At 47.4% G+C, this 21626-nt stretch carries 28 protein-coding genes; 4 read left to right on the top strand and 24 right to left on the bottom strand.

Translation table 11 applies throughout. The features are described from left to right. Positions 1–161: 161 nt before the first annotated feature. Entirely contained in the window at positions 162–2066 is a 1905-nt protein-coding gene (locus Dia5BBH33_RS02070) for an adenosylcobalamin-dependent ribonucleoside-diphosphate reductase (RefSeq protein WP_108849994.1), read from the bottom strand. Between the two features lie 160 nt (positions 2067–2226). Between Dia5BBH33_RS02070 and Dia5BBH33_RS02065 the strand changes: the two genes are divergently transcribed. Next, the gene (locus Dia5BBH33_RS02065) at positions 2227–2457 is read left to right on the top strand and encodes a hypothetical protein (RefSeq protein WP_143332285.1); all 231 of its coding nucleotides are present in this window, start codon (positions 2227–2229) and stop codon (positions 2455–2457) included. Positions 2458–2507: 50 nt separating this feature from the next. On the opposite strand, the gene gyrA is transcribed toward Dia5BBH33_RS02065, so the two are convergent. Then, complete coding sequence (gene gyrA / locus Dia5BBH33_RS02060; RefSeq protein ID WP_108849996.1) at positions 2508–4973, bottom strand: DNA gyrase subunit A; 2466 nt, start codon at positions 4971–4973, stop codon at positions 2508–2510. A gap of 466 nt (positions 4974–5439) precedes the next feature. Here gyrA and Dia5BBH33_RS02055 point away from each other — a divergent pair, with 466 nt between their 5' ends. Next, a complete protein-coding gene (locus Dia5BBH33_RS02055) occupies positions 5440–5613 on the top strand; it encodes a tyrosine-type recombinase/integrase (RefSeq protein WP_143332284.1) in 174 nt (57 codons plus the stop codon). Positions 5614–6015: 402 nt separating this feature from the next. Here the strand turns inward: Dia5BBH33_RS02055 and Dia5BBH33_RS02050 are convergent, their stop codons facing one another. Genes Dia5BBH33_RS02050 through Dia5BBH33_RS02035 form a run of 5 tightly spaced genes read right to left on the bottom strand, consistent with a single transcriptional unit; the run spans position 6016 to position 8116 of the window. Beyond that, complete coding sequence (locus Dia5BBH33_RS02050) at positions 6016–6414, bottom strand: hypothetical protein (RefSeq protein WP_143332283.1); 399 nt, start codon at positions 6412–6414, stop codon at positions 6016–6018. Positions 6415–6427: 13 nt separating this feature from the next. After that, entirely contained in the window at positions 6428–7006 is a 579-nt protein-coding gene (locus Dia5BBH33_RS02045; protein WP_143332282.1) for a glycoside hydrolase family 25 protein, read from the bottom strand. Between the two features lie 2 nt (positions 7007–7008). Then, positions 7009–7509 (bottom strand): phage holin family protein, encoded by a 501-nt coding sequence (locus Dia5BBH33_RS02040; RefSeq protein ID WP_143332281.1) that lies wholly within the window; start codon positions 7507–7509, stop codon positions 7009–7011. Then, positions 7509–7655 (bottom strand): hypothetical protein, encoded by a 147-nt coding sequence (locus tag Dia5BBH33_RS11145; RefSeq protein ID WP_162849328.1) that lies wholly within the window; start codon positions 7653–7655, stop codon positions 7509–7511. The genes Dia5BBH33_RS02040 and Dia5BBH33_RS11145 overlap by 1 nt, the downstream gene beginning before the upstream one ends. A gap of 14 nt (positions 7656–7669) precedes the next feature. Continuing rightward, positions 7670–8116, bottom strand: coding sequence for a hypothetical protein (locus Dia5BBH33_RS02035; protein ID WP_143332280.1), 447 nt, complete (start codon positions 8114–8116; stop codon positions 7670–7672). A gap of 39 nt (positions 8117–8155) precedes the next feature. Here Dia5BBH33_RS02035 and Dia5BBH33_RS02030 point away from each other — a divergent pair, with 39 nt between their 5' ends. Then, a complete protein-coding gene (locus Dia5BBH33_RS02030; RefSeq protein WP_143332279.1) occupies positions 8156–9181 on the top strand; it encodes a tyrosine-type recombinase/integrase in 1026 nt (341 codons plus the stop codon). Positions 9182–9685: 504 nt separating this feature from the next. Further along, positions 9686–9874, top strand: coding sequence for a gp53-like domain-containing protein (locus Dia5BBH33_RS11480; RefSeq protein ID WP_456298277.1), 189 nt, complete (start codon positions 9686–9688; stop codon positions 9872–9874). 260 nt (positions 9875–10134) lie between these two features. Here the strand turns inward: Dia5BBH33_RS11480 and Dia5BBH33_RS11475 are convergent, their stop codons facing one another. Genes Dia5BBH33_RS11475 through Dia5BBH33_RS01955 form a run of 17 tightly spaced genes read right to left on the bottom strand, consistent with a single transcriptional unit; the run spans position 10135 to position 21620 of the window. Further along, on the bottom strand, positions 10135–10350 hold the full coding sequence (locus Dia5BBH33_RS11475; RefSeq protein WP_456298280.1) for a gp53-like domain-containing protein: 216 nt from the start codon (positions 10348–10350) through the stop codon (positions 10135–10137). Positions 10351–10366: 16 nt separating this feature from the next. Next, a complete protein-coding gene (locus tag Dia5BBH33_RS02025) occupies positions 10367–11410 on the bottom strand; it encodes a gp53-like domain-containing protein (protein ID WP_143332278.1) in 1044 nt (347 codons plus the stop codon). A gap of 3 nt (positions 11411–11413) precedes the next feature. Continuing rightward, positions 11414–12052 (bottom strand): putative phage tail protein, encoded by a 639-nt coding sequence (locus tag Dia5BBH33_RS02020; protein WP_143332277.1) that lies wholly within the window; start codon positions 12050–12052, stop codon positions 11414–11416. Then, a complete protein-coding gene (locus tag Dia5BBH33_RS02015; RefSeq protein ID WP_143332276.1) occupies positions 12053–13117 on the bottom strand; it encodes a baseplate J/gp47 family protein in 1065 nt (354 codons plus the stop codon). Between the two features lies 1 nt (position 13118). After that, complete coding sequence (locus Dia5BBH33_RS02010) at positions 13119–13544, bottom strand: DUF2634 domain-containing protein (protein WP_143332275.1); 426 nt, start codon at positions 13542–13544, stop codon at positions 13119–13121. 2 nt (positions 13545–13546) lie between these two features. Further along, entirely contained in the window at positions 13547–13978 is a 432-nt protein-coding gene (locus Dia5BBH33_RS02005; RefSeq protein ID WP_143332274.1) for a DUF2577 family protein, read from the bottom strand. Beyond that, positions 13975–14976, bottom strand: a complete 1002-nt coding sequence (locus tag Dia5BBH33_RS02000) for an XkdQ/YqbQ family protein (protein ID WP_143332273.1) — start codon at positions 14974–14976, stop codon at positions 13975–13977. Before Dia5BBH33_RS02000 ends, Dia5BBH33_RS02005 begins: the two co-directional genes overlap by 4 nt. A gap of 1 nt (position 14977) precedes the next feature. Further along, on the bottom strand, positions 14978–15721 hold the full coding sequence (locus tag Dia5BBH33_RS01995; RefSeq protein ID WP_143332272.1) for a hypothetical protein: 744 nt from the start codon (positions 15719–15721) through the stop codon (positions 14978–14980). Next, positions 15721–17865, bottom strand: a complete 2145-nt coding sequence (locus Dia5BBH33_RS01990; protein WP_143332271.1) for a phage tail tape measure protein — start codon at positions 17863–17865, stop codon at positions 15721–15723. Before Dia5BBH33_RS01990 ends, Dia5BBH33_RS01995 begins: the two co-directional genes overlap by 1 nt. 4 nt (positions 17866–17869) lie before the next feature. Next, positions 17870–18022, bottom strand: a complete 153-nt coding sequence (locus Dia5BBH33_RS11005; RefSeq protein WP_162501746.1) for a hypothetical protein — start codon at positions 18020–18022, stop codon at positions 17870–17872. A 26-nt stretch (positions 18023–18048) separates the two neighbouring features. Beyond that, positions 18049–18465 (bottom strand): phage tail assembly chaperone, encoded by a 417-nt coding sequence (locus Dia5BBH33_RS01985; protein ID WP_143332270.1) that lies wholly within the window; start codon positions 18463–18465, stop codon positions 18049–18051. An 8-nt stretch (positions 18466–18473) separates the two neighbouring features. Next, positions 18474–18911, bottom strand: coding sequence for a phage tail tube protein (locus Dia5BBH33_RS01980; RefSeq protein WP_143332269.1), 438 nt, complete (start codon positions 18909–18911; stop codon positions 18474–18476). Between the two features lie 13 nt (positions 18912–18924). Continuing rightward, positions 18925–20085: a phage tail sheath subtilisin-like domain-containing protein gene (locus tag Dia5BBH33_RS01975; protein ID WP_143332268.1), complete on the bottom strand. Its 1161-nt coding sequence runs from the start codon at positions 20083–20085 to the stop codon at positions 18925–18927. Between the two features lie 13 nt (positions 20086–20098). Beyond that, on the bottom strand, positions 20099–20584 hold the full coding sequence (locus tag Dia5BBH33_RS01970; protein ID WP_143332267.1) for a phage tail terminator family protein: 486 nt from the start codon (positions 20582–20584) through the stop codon (positions 20099–20101). After that, on the bottom strand, positions 20577–20975 hold the full coding sequence (locus Dia5BBH33_RS01965; RefSeq protein WP_143332266.1) for an HK97 gp10 family phage protein: 399 nt from the start codon (positions 20973–20975) through the stop codon (positions 20577–20579). The genes Dia5BBH33_RS01970 and Dia5BBH33_RS01965 overlap by 8 nt, the downstream gene beginning before the upstream one ends. Continuing rightward, entirely contained in the window at positions 20965–21318 is a 354-nt protein-coding gene (locus Dia5BBH33_RS01960; RefSeq protein WP_143332265.1) for a phage head closure protein, read from the bottom strand. Before Dia5BBH33_RS01960 ends, Dia5BBH33_RS01965 begins: the two co-directional genes overlap by 11 nt. Then, positions 21315–21620, bottom strand: coding sequence for a head-tail connector protein (locus tag Dia5BBH33_RS01955; RefSeq protein ID WP_143332264.1), 306 nt, complete (start codon positions 21618–21620; stop codon positions 21315–21317). The genes Dia5BBH33_RS01960 and Dia5BBH33_RS01955 overlap by 4 nt, the downstream gene beginning before the upstream one ends. Between the last annotated feature and the right edge of the window lie 6 nt (positions 21621–21626).

Genomic DNA, 21626 nt, shown 5'->3' with positions numbered 1-21626 from the left:
ACAATATAATTAAAAGTCTTATGGGGGTAAGGGGGCTTACGCGCATTTTTACGTAAAAGGCTTACAGCAGAGCTAAAAATGATGAAATAAAGACGCAAAAAAGAGGCTGCAACAAAATGATTAACCATTTTGTCACAGCCCCTTTTTTGTTTAGTTATTCATCAAGCTCCTTCGACGAGGCTGCAGGTGGACCATCCGCATTCGTTGCAGGTGGTGCAGTGGCCTTCGACGTGGATCTGGTGGGATCCGCAGTGCGGGCAGGTCGGTTCCTGTTTCTTAGGTTCGAAATTAACCTTTTCTACCTTGCCGTCAGCTTTCTTTTCATCAGCCTTGGCGTTTTCATCGACGCCCAGGATGTTGCCGCGGCGGCAGCCGTCGCGGAATGCTGTGATGCCCTTGCATCCGCTTTCCCATGCATCCATGTAGATCTGGAAGATATCTTCCGGAGTTGCATCGTGCTTCAGGTTGACGGTACTGGAAATGGAGTTGTCTACATACTTCTGCATGACTGCCTGGAGCTTCACGCGGTCATCGAAAGGCACTTCATGGCTTTCTACGATCCACGGGAAACGTTCGATGATTTCTTCATCGGTCAGGTTGAGCGGAAGGTTGTGGTATTCAAGGAGGTCCTTGACGCTGTGCGCATAGACGCGGAAGCTGCCGTGTACATCTTCCATCTTATGCGTGGTTCTTTCGTAGGAAATCTTGTAGAGCGGTTCGCATCCACCAGAATAGCTGCCCATCAGGAGGGAGATGGTGCCGGTAGGAGCAATGGCAAGCAGTGTGCCGTTTCTGAGGCCATGCTGATGAATGTCTTCATACAGCTCCGGATCCAGTTCCTTCACAAGATCCATGACTGGGGACTGCTTGGTAGCTTCCCAGCGGTACTTGCCGAAGGTGCCGAGCTTCTTGGCTCTGTCGCAGGAAGAGCGGAGAGCTGTCAGGAGCATCATCTTCATGACTTCGCCCATGAATGCATTTGCCTTTTCGCTGCCATATTTCAGTTTCATGGCAACGAGAGCATCTGCTACGCCGAAGAGGCCAAGTCCCAGGGATCTCCAGTCGTCGATGCAGGTTCTGTTTTCATCGAGCGGTTGAATGTCATAGCCATAGGAAACAATTTCATCGAGAGCTGCGATGCCGTCATAAACAGTCTGACGGAATTTTTCTTCATTCAGCTTCGGTTCATCGCTGAACTTGTCATCGATCATGCTGTAGAGATTGATGCTTGCCAGGTTGCATGCGTTGTAAGCATTGCCGCCGAATTCGCCGCATGGGTTGGTGATTTCAATCTTGTATTCCGGATAGCCGGCCAGCAGATGGTAATCATTCAGGCGGTCAGAGAAAAGCGCGCCCGGATCACCCCAGTCCCACTGGGTTTCGCAGAATTCCATGAAGAAATCTCTTGCGCGGATGACGCGTTCGATATTTTCGCCGGTGGATTCTACATGGTAGCGGAGAGTGTAGTCTGTATCATTCTTGACAGCTTCCATGAATTCATCCGTGAAGAGGATGGAAATGTTCATAGAAGACAGCTTTTCTTCATTCTGTTTGATATGCAGGAATTCATAGATGTCCGGATGATCGCAGTTCAGTCCGACCATCATAGCGCCTCTTCTGCCGTTCTGGCTGATGACTTCGCCAGTCACGTTGAAAATCTTCATGAAGGAAACAGCGCCTGTAGAAGTTCTTGCAACGTTTCTTACTTCACTGCCCTTTGGACGAAGGCCGGAAATGTTGATGCCGATGCCGCCGCCGTAAGAGAAAATGCGGGCGATCTCGTAGTTGGACTTGAAGATCGATTCCAGATCATCCTTCGGAGAAGGAAGGATATAGCAGTTGGAAAGGGAAACTTTGAACTTGCCCTTGGAGCCTGCAGCATAGAGAGCGCGGCCTGCCGGACAGAAGGAAGCTTCTTCCAGATATCCTCTCACTCTTGGACGCAGGTCATCATCAAAAATAGAACTGACGCGGTCCATGAACTGTTCAGGGTTTGTTTCACCCTTGTGATAATACTTCTCTCTCAAGATGCCTTGGCTGATTTCATTATCGTACCAGTGATTCATAACGATCCCCCACTTTAATGGATATTTTTTATAAGATAATTTCAGATGTTTCTGACCAGACGCCCGGGTGTCTGGGATATGTATTTCTTAGTGCATGACTATAGTACCAAATACTTTATATGGTGTCAAATTCATTAATTGCATCCTATATATGGTAGTTATGCATAAGAACTATCAAGTTCCCGATAGAATCGGGCGTGGCGGAAATGCATGCCCCGGAAGGCCTGTTATATCGAAGAAAATGAAACATGAGACCTCATTTCTTCCCTTTTTATGGGCATTTCCAGAAGCGCATTTTTATGAAAATTTTCCTAAATATTTTTTAAATGAGAAGGACAAACGGCAAAAGACAGCTGACAAGGCAGCAATGACAATAAAAAAACAGATGTGAAATACCATTTGCAGTATCTCACATCTGTCTCTTTATACTATATGAAAAGATTATTCTTCGTCTTCATCGACGTCGTCATCGCTGGAAATGACATCGATCGATGCGATGCGGTCGCCGTCTTCCAGTCTCTGGAGGATGACGCCCTGGCCGGCTCTTGCCTTCTTGCTGGAGATCTGACTGGCCTTTGTCTTGATGGTGATGCCCTGTTCGGATACACCGACGAGTTCATCATTGTCATCAGCGGCTACGAGAGCGACGACTTCGTACCCCTTCTTGAAGTTGCGGACACCGCGTCCGTTTCTTCCCTGGAGATGGTATGCGGAGGACTTGTTTCTCTTCGCATTGCCGTCAGCGGAAATCGTGAAGATATCCTTATCCGTAGCAAGAACTGCGCCTACGACTTCGTCGAGCTCGCCGTCGTCATCAGAGAGGCGGATTGCATGGACACCTGCGGTAGCGCGGCCCATCGTGCGGACTTCATCGTCTCCGATGGAGAAGCGGATAGCCATGCCCTGACGGGTGCCGATGATGATTTCCTCATCACCCTTGACAGCAAGGACAGTGACGAGACGGTCGCCATCATTCAGACGGACAGCGATCAGGCCGTTCTTGTTGATGTTCTTGTATTCGGAAATTTCCGTCTTCTTGATATAGCCCTTCTTCGTGACCATGAGCAGGTACTTCATATCCTTATCGCCTGCATCGATATCGAGGAGCTCGGTCACCCTTTCATCCGGAGCAAGACCCGGGATGAAGTTGATGAGAGCGCTGCCTCTTGCCGTTCTGCCCGACTTCGGGAATTCGACGGCTGTCTTCATGTAGACTTTGCCCTTGTTCGTGAAGAGGAGGATCCTGTTATGAGTGGAGGTGCTGAGGAGCTTCCAGACATAGTCCTCATCCTTCATCTTCATGCCGGATACGCCGCGGCCGCCCTTTCTCTGGACGCGGATATCAGCGGAATCCATGCGTTTGATATAGTTCTGCTTTGTCAGCGTAATCGTCATCGGTTCATCCGGGATGAGATCGGTCATCGTGAAATCGTTCGAAGCTTCAGCGATTTCCGTACGGCGTTCATCGCCGAAGTTCTTCTTCTCATCGAGGAGTTCATCCTTGACTACGCCCATCAGCTTGTCACGGCTGGAGAGGAGATCGGTCAGGTAATCAATCGTTTCCAACACATCCTTATAATCCTGTTCCAGCTTGTCGCGTTCCAGACCGGTCAGTCTTCTGAGACGCATATCGAGGATCGCGGTAGCCTGTTTTTCAGAAAGGCCGAATTTTTCCATCAGGGAAGCTCTTGCGATGTCGTCCGTGCGGGACTCTCTGATCGTACGGATGACTTCATCGATATGATCAAGAGCGATCAGCAAGCCTTCCAAAATGTGGGCTTTGGCCTTTGCCTTGTCCAGTTCATACTGCGTTCTTCTGGTGACGACTTCTTCCTGATGCTTCAGGTAGTAGTACAGGATCTGGCGCAGATTCAGGATACGCGGATGTCCGTCAACGAGCGCCAGCATGATAGCACCGAAGTTGATCTGCATCTGTGTATGCTTGAAGAGATTGTTCAGCATGATTTCCGGGTTCACGTCAGCGCGGAGCTCGATAGCAATACGCATGCCCGTTCTGTCGGATTCATCGCGCAGAGCCGTGATGCCGTCCAGGACCTTCTGTCTGGACAGGTCGGCGATTGTCTCAATGAGGCGCGCCTTGTTGACCTGGTACGGAATTTCCGTTACGACGATACGGTTCTTGCCATGCGGCATTTCTTCGATATCCGTTCTGGCACGGACAGTGATGCTGCCGCGGCCGGTGCGGTACGTGTCTTCGATGCCCTTGTGGCCCTGGATGATAGCAGCCGTCGGGAAATCCGGGCCCTTGATGTACTTCATCAGCTCATCGACCGTGATTTCCGGATTGTCGATCATAGCACAGAGGCCGTCGATGACTTCATTCAAGTTGTGCGGCGGAATGTTCGTTGCCATGCCGACAGCGATGCCGTAAGAACCATTGACGAGAAGGTTCGGAATTCTGGACGGAAGAACGACTGGTTCCTGCAGGGATCCATCGTAGTTCGGTACGAAATCGACCGTATTCTTATCAATGTCGCGGAGCATTTCCACCGTGATCTTTGCCATACGCATTTCGGTATAACGCATAGCAGCCGCGGAGTCGCCGTCGACAGAACCGAAGTTGCCGTGGCCGTCGATCAGCGGATATCTGGTAGAGAAATCCTGCGCCATGCGGACAGCGGATTCATACACTGCTGTGTCGCCGTGCGGGTGATACTTACCGAGGACATCGCCGACGATACGGGCGGACTTCTTGTAAGCCTTGCCCGGCAGCATGCCCGATTCATTCATCGCATACAGGATGCGGCGGTGAACCGGTTTCAAGCCATCCCTGACATCAGGCAGTGCGCGCGTCACGATGACGGACATCGCATAGTCGATGTAGGAATTTTTCATCTGCGCCTCAAGGGGCGTCGAGATGATTTTACCTTCTTTCCAATCCTCCATAAAAACTCCTTTGCCTTGCTCCGGCATCTGAAAAAGATGCCATGAAAAGAACGCGGAAAGTCCGCGCCCTCAAAAAAATTAAACGATTTACGTTTATATTATACCATAAAATGCGTTATAAAGCCATTTAAACGCGTTTTTACACAGTTGACAATAAGAATCATACAACTAATCAAATTCGGTTTCATTTTTGCTTAAAAAGGCCTCTATTTTGAAAATACAAAAGAAACCTATATCATATCGTCCTTTTTCATTCCACAATCTGTCCAATTAGTGTATAACTTATTTTATGCATGCCGTGTACCGTCACAAATTACAATAAAAATAGTATTTACCGATAAAATCAGCGGTTGCAGCCATTTCGTATTTACCATTAAAAACTATAAAATATCATAAGATTTTTGCCGTTTTTTTGCCGTAAAAAGAAAAGAGCCGCCTCTTTGACCACGCCATAAAAGAGCTGAACATGCACCACACGCCCCATGAGTGCCGCCACACGCTGGCCACCATGCTCGACAGATCAGGGGCCAATGAAACGGCCGTCAAGATGATACTCGGACACGCCCGCACGGGAGTGACGAAAGGCGTTTACACACATAAAACCTTGGCGGATTTGAGGAAAGCCATCAATAAAGTGTGAGTAACCTGTGCTTAACCGTTGGAACTGAAAGCGGGATAACGCAGAGGCCATGGGAATCCTCATGTGCTTGACTTGTGAGTGACATGGGACATGGAGAGTACAAAATTTGTATTCTTCTGCCACCTTTTGCCACCATACCCCTCTTGACTTTTGACCGTTGAGGAGTTGCCGACTTTTACCCTATCATTTATCGGAGGCGGTGAGGCATTAGTTTTCGATGGGCCCAATGCAGGTAGATACATACCCCGATCAGCCCCAACTATATAAATAGTAAGGCCAGTTTTCACAATTATTCGATAAATACAGGATTTTTTGATAGCCTGTTACATATTGATTTTATCATTTCGATTAGAAGCATTAAAAAAGAGCGGATGCATCTCTGCATCCGCTCTTCTTCTGCCTTTATTTAGCAATGGCCGCAACAGCACAGATGGCGGCAATAGAAATCCACAGGTTCCTCTGTCTAGTCTTCACCTGTATCTTGTGCTGTGCCTCTTTCTCTAACTCTGTCAATGATCGATTGGCTTCCGCTAATGAGGTCTGCGTCTCTTCGTTCAATGCTCTGGATTTCTCCAGCTGCTCGTTGACTATCTGAAGCTGCTTCTGCTGCTCTGTCAAGAGATCCTGCTTGTTCTCGTTGTCCGCTTTCAGCTCGGTCAAGTTGCTCTGTAACTGATTGAGCTCCCCTTCTGATATCTGATACATCGCTTCTGCCTGCACAGAGGAACCACACAAGGCCGGCAAGAAGCACAACGCAAGCAAGAGTAGCAGCACACAGCTTCTGTTTTTTATTTTCCACAATTCCAAGCCTCCCCTAGTACCAAACTGACAGATCATAAGTGTTCCCGTCTATAATGTAGCTGTCTGTGCACTGCCACCCTGTAAGTCTATTGTCAGGGTAATAATCCAGGAAGTCGCATTTTTCGGCATACTGAGCGCACCAGTACGGCACATAGTCTGCCAGATCATTAACGTTGATGCAGTCTGTCAATGTTGAGAGGCTCGCATAGATCCCGGCGCTATAGCCGGCGGCATTGCAAGCGGATATGAATGCGCTGCAAATTGCGGTCACGTCATCAGCATTCTGCCCTACTACTTCTGGAGCCTCGATGTCGAGCCAGATTCCTAAGTCCGGTGTTCCATATCCTAAAGTATCCAATGCGTCGATTACTGTCTGGGCTTCTTCTTTCGCCCGTTCTGTCGTTTGTGCATGAGAGAAACAATAGACGCCCCACGGGAGCCCACGAGCAGCGGCTCCCGCAATATTCTTTGCAAACAGTTCGCTAAGAGTGCGGCCCTCTGAAATTTTCACGATTACACCGCCAATGCCGTGGTCAATGAAACGGGACCAGTCGACATTTTCATTCCAGTCTGATAAATCGATAACATTCATCTTTACGCCCTCTTTCTTTTGATTAACCCGACTAAATCATGCACGGCGGATACACCTGCATCGTCAAGATTTTCGATAATGCTCAGAAGCTCCGTCGATGCCAGGTAAGCGATGACTATCTGACTAAAGTTTGCATGGCCAACTATAAAATCTACAATTCCAGCTGCCATAACAGCAATGATGTAGACAATAACTTTCCCGGAAAACTGCGTCTTCATCTCATGCGAGTTGATAATCCGCTGCCGATGTGCTTCTGGGATCGCTTTGATTGATTCCAGCAGCGATGGGCTTTCAGTGCCCTGAGTTTTTATCATCTCGTAAGACAACGCAATGAATTTAGCGAATAAATCAAGTACAACGAGCAGTGAAAAAGCCGTAAATAAGGCGGCATGCCGTGCAACGACTAGTAGCACTGCTCCGCCAGCCAGTTTGAATGGCCATCCTGTTGTAATGTTGCAAATTGATTTGTAAGCGTACCAGTAAATCTGCCCCATGAATTCCATCAGGTTTTGTCCTCACTCTTATCTTTCTTCTCATCGGCTGCTTTGGCTTCTGCCATGGCGTCCAAAATAGCATTGTGCGGGCATCCATCCCATGGGCAGCGCCCGTCTTCATTTAAAAGGTTACCGCAATATTCGCAAAATTCCATGATTTATCCCTCCTCTATGCGTTCTTGATTTCCGTTGCCATGTTGGCAAGGGTAGTTTTGTACTGGCTGTCAATCTTAGTGGTGTCGGCGCCCAGCATGGCCGCTTTTACCCTAGCTTCTACCAAACTATCCAGTGTTGGATGATACTTTGCTTTTATAGTAGCGATGGCGGCCTGCTTTTCCTCGGCTTCGGTGGGTACATAATCTGGCTTAGGCACGAAGGTTTCACCGCTCAGGATGTACTCTTTCCCATTAGTATTATTTCCAAGCAGGTTCATGTAATCTTCGGTTGTGACGGCTTTTACTGTCACAATATCGGCATTATCCGCTTTCATCTTTTCTGCTTCGGCTTCCAGCTTATCCGGATGTTTAATTGGATCAAACATACAAATTTTACCGGCGGCACGGCTACCGTCCGACTTAAAGCCGACGATGTAATAATCAACATTTGTTGCGTTCATAAGTTATCTCCTTAACAATAAAAATGAGGTGATTTTAAAATGCGTAAACCAAATGGATATGGTTCAATCAAAAAGCTCTCCGGCAATCGGAGGAGGCCATTTGTATTTGTTATCAGCGTTCATGGGAAGCAAAAGCCTGTCGAGTACTTTTCCACGCAGGTTGAAGCTGAAATCTTTCAAGCTGACTACAATAAATTTCATTTCCATCGCTCCCTTCCAGGTCATCAGATAACGCTTGCTGAGCTCTATTACCGTTGGCTTCCTGCTCATACGGTCAACACCGCACCATCGCAGTCAACACTTGACAGCTACACCAATTCATTCAAGCACTTGGTTCCTCTTCACTATGAGCCATTCCAAAGTCTAAAATATGCAGACTACCAGAAAATTCTTGATTCCATGCGAAAGAGCGGGCTGTCTTACAGTTCTCTGAAGAAAGTCCGCTCTTTGATTTCGTTACTTGAAAAATATGCTGTGAAAATTGAGTTGATAAATAAATGCTACGCTCCCCTGCTATCAATCGGCAAGAATAAGGCTGTACATCCACACCATCCATTCAGTCGGCAGAAAATTAATCGGCTTTGGGCACACTGCGATGAGCCCGGTGTTGATACGGTGCTCATTCTGCTTTACACCGGTATGCGTGTTGGCGAGATGCTGGCACTCCAGAAGAATGATGTGAACCTCCGGCAGGGATACATGCGTATTACAAAAAGCAAGACCGTTTCCGGCATCAGAACCATCCCCATCCATCATCGGATTTTCCCTCTCATTACAAACCGTATGAAATCAATCGGTGTGCATCTGATAGCGGATTCCAAAGGAAAGCAATATGACTACAGTCGCTATTGCCAGCTTTGGCGTGATGTCATGCACTCCATCAAAGCTGATGGTCATACAACCCACGACTGCCGCCATACTGTAGCAACACTGCTGGACAATGCAGGAGCCAATGAAACAGCAAAACGGCGTGTATTAGGTCATGCCGGAGGAGATGTGACTGAAAGGGTTTACACACACAAGGGCTTGCGACAGCTACGAAAATGCATAGAGCTGCTAAAGTAGTGTTACTAGTACGCTACTCAATCAATCGCACGCATTACCGTATTATCTGCATTATCCGTGGCTTGATGGTTGTTACTATTGATACTGGATAAAACAGCCAGATTAGCATATATTTACACTTCTACGATTGTAGATATCTGATGTTCTGGCGGGTTTTTCATTGATTTTATTTTTAAAAAATCATGCATACTCTGCTTACTCTAACCTACTTCTCCTGTTTCGTAACAATCCCTCTACAGTGGGTAACAACAGATACGTTTCACTTAAACGGCGAACAAATTTTTGATGCCACAATAACTTATCCAGTACAAATGGCACATGCACTTGCTGTTACAGTCCTCCATCAAGGAGGACCAGTATCCAATCCAGCAAGTTGCGCTTGTACAAACTTTACGGCGACCACCTGCTCTTTACGTATAGGGGTTAAGGCTCAAACCAATAACGTGACTGGTATATGCCTTATCATCGGCAGTAACTAAACAGTGGGGATTTTTATCCAATGGTATGCTAACTGCTTTACCTATTGCTTTTAATAATAACGGATATACGTTAGTCGCCACTGCAAATGGCGAAGTTTCAAATTCTGGGTCTATCAGAGTAGTAAAAGTGCTATCTCAGAATCAAATCCAAATAATTAGCGATGGCCAGCCTACAGAGTCGAAGGGCAGTTATTGGATTGCTATAGGGAAATAGCCATTTAACGTTGTCTACTCAAAAATAAACCAAAATCCATTTTGCCATTACTCCTTTAGTCGAAATGCCATTAGGACGATATGTCGTTATCAATATAATGTTTTGGGAGACTAAATCTCCATTCCACACGGCATCACTAGTTCCTGCATCAGATACATTTAGAACTCCTATGCCGTGTGTTGCGGAGATTGGCAATGTTACATATGTATTTGTATTACCATTAGAATTTACTATACGTCCCCACTGTTGAACATCTGGGCTTAATATCCGACAGAAAAGTATAAACAATGCAGCGATTTCCCACCGCTTTGATTTGTTTCTGTATAAAACATACAACTAGATTTTCCCAATTGATAGTACGAAACATGTTCATGCGTTTCTGCAGTGTCTTGTGCCATGGCATAAATCCCAAAGCAATTTTGCGTATACGATAGAGGAAAATTAACTGCTCCGAATCCATCACTGCTCGTGTAGATATTTCCCCACTGTCCATTATTTCCCGATTGCTATAACAGCAGCATAAATGTCGCCCTGTTTAACGTTATCTCTCCAGCCATTCAAGATAAATGATCTATTACTATCATTATCAACCGAAATGATGTAATAATTTGAGTCTGTTGTACTAGCTAACACCGACGCCGCAATACAATATGGATTTATGCTAAAAGCTATCGGGTACGATTGACTCGCATTACAAACGTAGAATCCCCACTGTATAATTAGCCCGCCAAACAGACTGCCAAAGCATACATACCCATTTGTATCAATTAAATACTTTACTCCGCTAGCATCTAAAAGCAGCTTTATAAGCTTTCCCAGTACTGAATCAGTGGTAATAGCATCCACTACGGTCCCAAGTGTCTTGCTTGCGAGGCTTGCCATAATTCCAGAGTGCCAGTCGGTAATCTGGGCAGATTCCGTCTCAGGGTGCAGTGTGTCATAGCTATTCGTTGTCTTATTCCACCGATGAAGAATAGATCTCAGCCCGTCTTTGATTTCCACCCAAAGGCCTTTTTCGTCCATACTTGCCGGCTTCCCTACCGTAGCGGTCACTTGCAGTCTATCGTCAAGGTCGCTCATGTGAGCGTAAACGATGGAGCCATCCACCAGCACAGCAATATTTGCAGAAGAGCTTACGATGAGGTTCACAACCAACCTGTTTTCATCTGTCGGTGTGTCCTTGTTTGGGATGTAATCATAATCGTTTCCGGCGTTACTGTATGCGTAGAGTGTTTCGGCCCCGTCGTCCAGCTTTGCAAACACGCCCAGCTCTCTGGAGACGAATCCTTCTTCAAGAGCCGTGTTTGACGTGTTAAATGTAAGGGAAATCTTTTCTTTACCCGAATCATCTTTCTTTACCACCGGGAGCTCCATTTTGGGAGCCTTCAAGTCGGTAAATTTGGTAATGTCATCGCTGTCTGTCAGAACGCCGCTGCCAAGCTTGCCTTTGGTAAAAGTGAGTGTGTGCCCGTTCTGGGACTGAATCAGCATCTTCATGCCTGCTTCGGTAAATGTTAAACTTGGAAATTTAGCCATGGTTTAGTACCCCCCCGAAATAGATAATTTTCTATAATTATGGACTACTTGTCCTGCATAATGGATTGTGGTGTCAGCGGCCTCCAGATGGACACTGCTGTCCATATCGACTGTAATCTTTTTATAGTTCTGGACAATTCCGGCTGCATGGAAATATAAATCTCCAGAAGTGAACGTAACCAGTTTGTATCCCAGATGCGCCGGTAAATATTCTCTGATTGATTTCCGAAGATTATCATAATCAAGGATCTGCCCACCGTGATATAGGATCTCAATTCTGTATTCGTCTATGTAGCTTACGATTTCGGCTTTCTTATCAGCAACATAAGCATTGACCAGCCTGTCCATAAAAGGCTCATTGACAACGGATGGAGGAACCATTTTAGCAAGCACAACATCACGTCTGCTAATTAGGCTGCTTTTGCTTCTATCCTGATTGATCGCGTACAAGTCTTCCCAGAGATTTATCCCCCAGTCTACTGTTTTGACATTAAACTGCTTTTCTATGTCAAGCAGTACAATTCGCATTCTTTCATGCTCTCCGCTTTCCGCATCCAGCCCGGCTTTATATTCGGCACTTTTTGTAAGGAATCCTGGTAGATATAATGAAATGTCTACCGGCCTACTTCTGATTAAACTCATTCATTTTACCTCCAGTGTAAGCGTCCCAAGCCGTGGAACATGGTTATCATCTACACTAATGTTGCTGATTCCTCCGTTAATTGTGAGCGATTCATAGTCGCTGATAGCTCCTGTCTCAAGCATTATCTTCCCGATGTGCGCAATGGAAACATAATTCGAGTTGAACCCTTCTCTTCTGAAATATTCATTAATGGCTTCCGTAATTTTAGCAACATAATCTTCAGATGCTACAGTAACTTCAGCTGCCACGCTAACCTTCAGAATTTCCGGCGTTATAACTGTGACTGAAGCCCCGATTGGCCTTACTGTTTCAATGTAATTCTTTACTGCATTCAGTAACTCATCATTAGCTTGTTCATTGTTCGCATCCACGATGATAACCTTGACTGTTCCATTCCCATTCCAAAGCGGGATGCACTTTGCAGCACCTACTCCTCCGACAGATTCAGCCCAGTCAACGTATTCATTCGCATTCCCGGACGTAACCGGATGTCTCAGCCTGAACAGAAGTCTTTCTCTAAGTGAATCGTCCGTCTCCTCGTCATAGCCGTTATAAGCGTCTTCTTTATTAGTGACTGCGCTCACACCATAAATGGAAACAGGGATTTTGACGATAGTTCCTGCCTTTACATTCCCTTCTTTCCCAGCCGTCTGGGCCTCTGCTTTTACAGTGCATAAGCCATCTTCTCCGATAGTGCATGCCTCGGTTGTGATGAAGTTGATTTTCCCGTCTGTCGCAAAAAGTACTCCTGTGTTCACTTCGGTCCCTGCCGTTCCGGAAAGGGTAAGTACTACCACGGCCTTTGTCGCGGCTCTCCGCTTCATGCCGTTCCCTAGTTCATCTGCTAGAAGGTCAAGGTATTCCCCCCAGGATGACTGCGGGAACATTGCTTCTATCAGCAGCTCCATTTCTGCCTGGATGTTCTGAAATTCTACGGAGTTGGCCGCCAGGTCGTCGAATGCAAAAGTGCCTTCCACTTCGCTGGCATTATTCTTTCTGTATTTTTTATAGGCTTCAATGAGCCTTGCCAGGATTACTTCCCGGTCTTCTGCCTGAAATGCCATTTCACACCTCCACTTCTACTGACTGGCTTTCATAATCCGTATCAAGGGAAACGGTCAGCGTGACTTTTTTCTTATCCTGCTTCATGAAAACATCATTAACTGAACGGATGTGAGGATTTACCTGAAGAGCTTCTTTCACGTAGCGGTAAAGCTCCGTCCCTTCTGTCCCGTCATTCGGTTTCCCGATGAATTGTTCCAGCTCGGCCCCGTAATCATCGAAATAGGCCCGGTATCTGTACCGTTCTGTCATTAGGCATTTATATATCCACACCTTCAGCGCTGCATTACCTTCCAGTATGATGTACTGCCCATTGTCGTCGCGGATGAAATCATTCCTTTCAAAATCCCATGCAAATTCCCGAAATGTCTCATGAGACGCTTTTATAAGGTTATCACTCTGAGGCCCCGCTATAAATGGATTAGCCATAGTCAATTACCGTCCAATCTTACCAGTTTGCACAGCACCACAAACTGTGCCGTGGTCTTTTCATCTTCTGTGGTAATCGGCACCAGAAGAACCTTGTCCCCCGGTTTCCATGTGTCAGTCTTGGTCTGTGTGTCTGTGTAATCGTTGTCTATATCATGGGTATGGGAAGCGAATTCAGCATCTCCGCTCCCTCCTGCCCTTGGCTGTGTCTCACTTACAATGTGCCCTTTATGGGTTCTTGTATGTCCCTGCAGCCAATATTCATCTATGTAAATGTTCTCTTTATCCAGGATGAATCTATGATAGCTGATTTGGATTCCTGGAGGCGGCGAAATGATTGTCCCTATTCCTGCGGTCGGCTGCAGAGCCGCTCTTTTGGCTATCCGCCGGTGAAGCTCAATCAGACCTTTGTATGGATCTTCTGTCAGTTTCATTTCTCAGCCTCCCCGATGTATTCCAATGTCAGGTCCATTGTGTGAATCCCGTTTTCAAAATGGTGGGTATCCGATTTGATAGTGAATTTACCTTTGAGCTGTTCTTCCTGAACCGTAATGGCATACCCTGAAATACACTGGATATCTCCCAGGGCCTTCAAAGAAGATTCTTCCTTTGGCGCTTTGAGGAGAGCTTTTGCGGCAGTTACGTTGTCCACAGATTCACCGCTCTTCGGCGGCTGGATTTTATAAATCTTCTGGATTGTGCCATACTTTCCGATTTCATCGTCCGTTGTGAAAATCTGCCCCACTGAACCATCATCGTTGACTGCCACCACTTTGTCCACCATGTCTTCCAGTGACTCGGAGTGTTCTGCTGAAATCACATTGACGGAGCTGTCAGCGATGTAGTTTTCTATGGTCTCTCCTCTTTCCACTACTGTGATTTTCCCGCCTATCGAAATTGCCCTGTAGCTTTTCCCCTGTTCCGCTTTGGCTTTATCAAAGAGCATCTGCAGTACTTCGGTGCCGCTCTTGTCATCTGCAATGAAATTCACTACGGTCGGAATTGACGGAATGTTGTCGGCTGTTTCAAGTCCGATGCTTCCGCAGACCTGCTTCACTGCGCTGGTAACATCAATGTCTTTGAAGTTAGCCCGGATGTTGCTTTTGGCCAGATAAACCATGGTGTCGTAGCAGGTAAATTCAAATGTGAATGAATCGGATGCCCGCTTTCTGAAGAAAATTCTTCCGATGAAAATCGGTGTTTCCGTCGTTTCATCTATATCAGATGCTTCAATTGTTCCTCCCAGCAGCAGATTCAGCTGTACAAATGCAGCATCTTTCTCCGCCGTGTTGTATGCGATAGTGAATTCAAGCTTTCGTGCCGCCTGGTCCGTATCACCACTCCAGGTGACATGAATGACGTAGTTGGAAATATCTTGGCAACTTACTGCGTTCTCTGTTCCCGGTGGGTCTGTGTAGTACAGTTTCAGCATGCTAGCCTCCAAACCTCTTGATTAGCTGCCCGTTCTTCATGACTTCAGATGCTGTGATAGTCAGAACGTCGCCTGCAGTGATGCCGCCGGATTTTACGATGGCCTTATAGGTCTCTATCTGCCGTCTGGCATTTCCCACCGTCCTGGTTACCTTCTGAATTTTCTGCACGGCCTTCTGGGCAGTTTCCATGGCATCCGTCGAGTAGGCTGTGACGCTTCTGGTCTTCTCCGCTTCTTCAGTACGGCTCTTCAATCCAGTAACATCATTTATCAAGTCGGAGTCAGGCCGAACATACCGATATTCCTTCAGTTCAATAGAGAAATAAACATCTCCGGTTCCATCTTTCTCGGAATAGCTGAAATCATCAATGGTACATGGCATGGAAATAGCTGTTCCCGTGATATTGATTCGACATGGCTGTCCTGCTTTGGCCATCTGCGCAATTTTCTCCACGTAACCATAGGGGCTCATTGAGTAGTTCAGGGAGAAATCATAATCATTGTTCGGGAAGAAGGCCTGAAACTTTACGGATCTGAGGCCCGGCTTCCCCAGCATGTTGATTTCTCCGATGGAGTTTATGGTTACTGTAGAGTTATTGAATTTCTGCGAAACCTCGAAGGAACCCGGAGTGACAGGAAAAATGACCGCATCTCCTCCGCAGTAAAGTGTGAAAGAGCAGTATGAGCCCAGGGCGTTGAAAACGCTGTTCACCGCCCTCAGTGCGCTTTCGATAAAGCTTGCCATTAGACTGCCCCCTCATTCATGTTGATGGAATTCTTCGCCAGTTCGTAGTAAATGCGCTCTGCTATTCTTCTGGCCATTTCATTGATATCTCCCTGACTGTTAATCTGCGGATTGTAAATATTTACAGTGATGGAGGCGTTTCCGGAATTAGTTCCGGCCATTCTTCCCTGCCTGTAAGCCTGGTTCAGAGACTGCTCATGCGGAATCACTCTCGCTCCGGATGGAAGGTCCACCACTTCTCCACCACGGTCGTTGATAACTGCAGGTCCACCTCTCCAGTTTGGAGTACCGGTATAGAGCATGGGGATATTAAATCCCAAATGACCTCCACCCACTCCAGGCACCCAGTCCGGAATGTCTACGCTGATGCCGTTGATTCCTGAAATTACGGAATTGATGGCGCTCTTGATTCCATTCATAACCGAAGAGCACACTTCTTCAATCCCGCTGAAAATTCCGGAGAAGAAACTTACAATTCCATCCCACGCCGCATTCCACGCGCTGGCGAATGGCCCATTGATGAAATTCACGATGCCATTGAAAAGGTTTCTGAAATAAGGCCCTATGGCGTCCCAGTTTGCATAGATTAATGCGGCGGCCGCCGCAATGGTCATAATGGCCCACACCACTGGCCCGCCTGCAATGGCAGCAGTAATAAGTGCCCTTGCAACCGCAAGTATCCCTCCACTAAGAGCAGTAAGCAGTCGTACAGCTCCGACGATAGCCGAAGATGCTGCGCCTCCCAGCACTTTCACAATGGAAAATAGTCCGGAGCCTACCACCGGCAGTACCCTGGCAAGTCCTCGCACGGAGTACATAAGGAGCCGGTTTTGGATGGTTCCTCCATGAAGCGCGATACCGATATCTCCATAGACTTTGACCAGTTCCCCTGCCACTCCGATGGCTTTACCTGCTGCCATGTTGAATGCCACGAATCCTATAACAGCTTTCCCAACATTCAGAATCATCTGCTTCTGGCTATCATCCAACCCATTAATCCAGTCGGCGGCACCTTTAATGACATCGGTTATCTGCTTCATTGTTGGCGCCAGTAATCCACCTATGGAAATGGCAAGAGATTCCACACTGCCCAGCATGGACATGAACGAGCCCTTGGCAGTTTTATTCATGACGTTGAAAGCCTCTTTGGATGAGCCGCTGGCATTCCGGATGGCATCTTCCAGTGCTTTGTAGTCCTCTGGAGCAGTCTTTATGAGTGCCAGCAGTCCGGAATAAGCATCTTCGCCGGCAATGGCTTTTGCCAGTGCCACCTGCTGCGTGTTGCTCATCCCGCTCATAGCAGTCCTCATCTGCCCGATAATATTATCCAGTCCCACGAAGTTCCCTGATGCATCTTTGGTCTTGAGCCCCAGGAGTGCAATGGCGTTTGCCGCTTCTTTTGGCGGAGAAGCAAGTCTTGAAAGGGTAGATCTAAGAGATGTCCCAATGGTGGATGCTTCAATGCCATTATTAGCCATGATGCCCATAGCCGCTGCCAGCGATTCGATGTCTACGCCCAGGGCATTTGCCGGAGCTCCGGCATACTGCATAGCAGTCCCAAAAGCAGCCATATCCAGTTTTGACCTGTTGGCAGCCATCTGAATAATATCCGCTACCTTGGCGGCGTTGGCACCCATATCTCCTGTCATCATCTTGTATGTTGACATGGCGGATGTAATTACATCAGCCGTTGCACCAAGGTCTTCCCCTGATGCCACAGCCGCTGTCACGATTCCCGGCAGAGACGCAGTAGCTTGGTTGGCATTGAGCCCGCTGGCGGCCAATCTATCCATGGCCTTGGCAGCGTCATTGGCAGAAATCGGGAAGTCGCGGCCCACTTCAGCCGCCACCTTCCTCATCTGTTCCATTTCTTCTGCTGTAGCTCCTGCTTTCAGCCCTGCCATAGTGATAGTAGAGTCAAAGTCCGCAAAGGTCTTGAGCGCCAATGCTCCTGCTCCGGCCATTCCTTCAGCCATAGGGAGCATGGCCCGGCCAATGTTCTCAATGTTTCTTCCGGTCCGGCTGATTTCTCCGCCCAGACGTCTGTGCATCCGTCCGGTCTCTTCCATCTGTCTTCTGATTCTACCCAGTGTACCGGATACCTGGTCCTGCAGTCTCATAATGACATCAATGATTTTTGCCATCAGCTCACCTCCCCATGGTCTTATTCAGCCTTGCCTGTTCTTTCAAAGTTTCTTCGATTTCTTTTGCATAGAACGCCCGGAGCACTACTTTCTCCCCGAGGTCCATGTTGGCATACACTGACGGGAGAATATGATGTTTGGCATAGAGCCAGTACATCAGCTGCGTTTCCCCGTCAGTTTCAATCAGTTTTTTACTTTATCTTCCTGGTCTTCACCATCATCGAATCCGGAAAGCTTCTGCACTTCTCCGGAAGCGTCTGAGAGCTCACCGGCATTCAACAGCTTTGCCAGAAGGTCCTTTTTCGTTGCCGCCTTAAAGTGCTTCAGCACTTCCTTGTCCGCAAATTCCGGATTGGTCACGCCCTCGCATACATACAGCATGTTCATGGCGTATAAATCGCCCTGGCTGAGTTTGCCTTTCCCGTCCATTTCGAATGCAAGAGACTGGATCTCAGCCACCCTTTTGGGCGGGATTTCCTGTAGATGCAGGATGAACGGAGTCTGGAATTTCTTCGTGAGCCGCGGGATTTCATAGTCCTTTGTCGCTTCTTCTGTGACGGATGCAACATCCGCCTTCAACAGCGCTTCAGTAAGATTCATGGCCCCTCCTATTCATCTGCCGTATCCAGCAGGTCGAAATCAGTAAAAGTGAAATCATAGTCATCCTGGGCCAGTTTTTTAGCCTCCCAGTCCATGAGAGTCATCTTGTCAAAGGTGGCATCCCTGATGACTACCCGTTCTGACCCAATGGCATCCGGATCATCCAGTTTTGCTACGATTGTGCAGACAGTCTGATGGGCGTTCTTGATGTTTTCAGCCATAAGGTTCAGGAAGAAGGAGGACATGTGGTTCATCTTCACGTTGCCTTTTCCTTCCCATCCTGTCACTTTGTACTGTTTAGCCATTTTCTTGACCTGGTTCACTTCTTCCTTGGTCAGATTAACTTCTGCCTTGAAAGCAGTAACCTGGGCCATGTATTTGTCGTTAATCCACACTTCACCCTGGGTGCCGGACATGACCTGCTGGCTGTTAAATGCTTCTGCCATTTTCTAACCTCCCTCAGATGTTAATTGGAAGTTCAATGTCTTCCATAGCATCCAGAATCTTAATCTTTGCTGTCAGGAATACCTTCTTCTTGGTATCCAGCTTCTTGATTTCAAGGTCGCTCATCTTCGCCAGTTCATCCTTGGTATAAAGGCCATGGACAATCTGGTAATTCTTTACCGCATCCACGTCGATATCCACCTGAGAATAGTCCTTCTGCAGCAGACGTCCTCTTTCCAATTCAAGGAAATATCCCTGGATAGCGGAAATCAGAAGGCACTTGTTGTCGTAGTCATTGGTATATTTACCGATATAGCTGTCCTGCGCGGTCTTCCTGATGTCGTCGTAAATCATATCCATGATATCCACGGTCTTGATGGTCTGATAGGCCTCCAGCTTTCCCTGAGTGGTGGTTACCAGGGAGTTCATAGCACGGGACATCTTGAATTTTTCTCCGTCGAACCAGATGAAGAATTCGCCCTTGTTGACTTTTTCGTCGTTTTCATCCAGTGTGTGCCGGTCGCAGTCAATTACTTCAGCGAGCGGCGCATAAGTAGCGGATATGGTCATTGGAGTACCTGCGATGAGTCCCGCGATGCGCGCCGTGTATTCCGCCGGTGAATAGGTCTTGGTCTTCGTCTTGATTGATGTATTGCCGAAATCAATAATGCCTTCATAGTCTCCGGCATAGTTTGGAAGGACGGCCTTCACCTTCTTAAATTTGTTTTCTCGGTTTGTCTTCACCCAAGTGGCCACAGCTTCACACTGGACGTCGGTAATGGTCGGAATGGCCAGATAGTCCCAGCGTTCTGTTGCCAATACGGAAAGAGCGTCGGCGAATTTATCGGCCTTGGTGTCGTTTTCCGCATTCTTCGCCACCAGCAGCACTTTGACCCGGTACGGTGTTTTTGTGTAACCGATTAAGCACTTTGTGATGTAGTCCTTGTTTTCGTCAGACAGTTCTGACGGGATATCATCGGTGGTGTAGATTGTAAATGGATTTTCAATTGCCTTGACCGTATCGTCTCCCACCGTGTGGTCGGTCTTCAGATTTGTAATGGTATCAGCAGCTTCTTCCAGAATCAGCGCCACAATGCCGCGCTGGCTCCTCTGGATAGCTTCAATACCTGCTTCAATGAAGCTGATATTAATACTGGGCATACCAAGTTTAGCCATGAGTTATTTCCTCCTAACTGTTCTTATCAATGAAATCATGGACGGTCTCATCTCCATTGAGCCCGTTCACTTCGATTTCCTCCATCATTTCCGCTCCGGATTCCGACTTCCCTGTCTGTTCCAGATAGATAATCTCAATGGTTATCTGCAGGATATCCTGTTCTTCCCCCACTCTGTCCGGAGTAACCCGGTCAACATGAAGGAAACGGCCTCCCACCTTCATTCCCAGAGCAAAATAACTTTGAATTCTGTCAAAAACATCAAGATAATGCACCTCATCCCTCATGCTGTCCTTTGGGAAATAGGTCAGTACGATGGAAATGTGTTTCTCCATGAAATTGGTAGTCTGCGGAATGGAAACAGGGATGGCGGCGATAAAGAAACAGGGCTTTTTGAAATTTTCCAATGCTTCATCGGAGTACACTGTGCACTTGAATTCATCTTTCAGAATCTGCGTCACTGTCTTTACGATATCAATCATCTTTACGATTTCAGCCAAGTTCCACACCTACCTTTTCCGCCAGTCTTCTTCCCATTTCGTCATAAATGCCAGGGCCTTCCGCATTCACGGTCTTTTCCATGAAGTGGGTGCCCTGCTTGTAGCCTTTTATCTTGCCATGAGGCGTCTTCCATACGTGACCGCGCTCCACCAGGTGGAAGTGAGGAGCCGTGCTGTAGATGTGGGCTTCCAGCGTTTTGGCGGATGTTCCCGCTATTTCCATCTTCCAGCTGTTCTTCAGCTTATGAGGATGTTTGGCATGTCCAACCGGGCTCGCGGCTTTGATTTCCCTTCTGAGCTTTCTGGCCCCTCTCTGAAGCTCCGCTTCGGCTTCCTCCGGAAATTCCTTCTGCACTTTCTCAATGAGTGCGGTGTATTCCTCAATCCTCATCTTCCGCTCCTCTCTGCAGACGCCGGCACATGATTTCCAGTTTCACGTGAGCCATATAGACATCGGAGATGGTCTGGATTTCATACAGCACGCCCTGGTAGGAAATCAGCATGTTCGTGTTAAGGCCTTTCCTGTAGCGGATAGTGACCTTGATGGTCTCCTGTACCTTGTCCTTAAACTGCTCATAGTATTCTTTCCCACGAAAAGGCTCCATCCTTGCCCAGATGGAATGCCCTATGACATCTACTTTCTCCTGGTGCGTCAACCCGTATTCGTCTTCCTTGTCCACATACTGCAGAATGTGAATCTTTTTATCCATGGAGCCGATTTCAGCATTAATCATGTCTTATCAGCCTCCGGATATGCCTCGCATTGGGCAATGTGTGTAAGAAGCGCCGTGACTGTGTGCGGCAGAACGTTGATGGCCCCGGGTTTAGAGCTGTATACAGCACGGTTCTCATACCAGTGAGCTACCAGCTGCTTCACACACAGCTCGCAGAGCGGACTCCCGTCCGCCCTCTTCCCGGTGGTCTTTTCGACGTAATCGCTGGCCGCACTGATCAGGGAGGAAATCAGTTCGTCATCGTCAGTGATATCTTCATCGACTTTGAGATAGTTCTTTGCCTGTTCCAGTGTTACGGCCATGATTTA

It is taken from the genome of Dialister hominis, from assembly GCF_007164725.1.
Classification (GTDB): Bacteria; Bacillota; Negativicutes; order Veillonellales; family Dialisteraceae; genus Dialister; species Dialister hominis.
The sequence above is the reverse complement of the archived record's forward strand: the minus strand, read 5'-3'. Positions and strand labels throughout refer to the sequence as shown.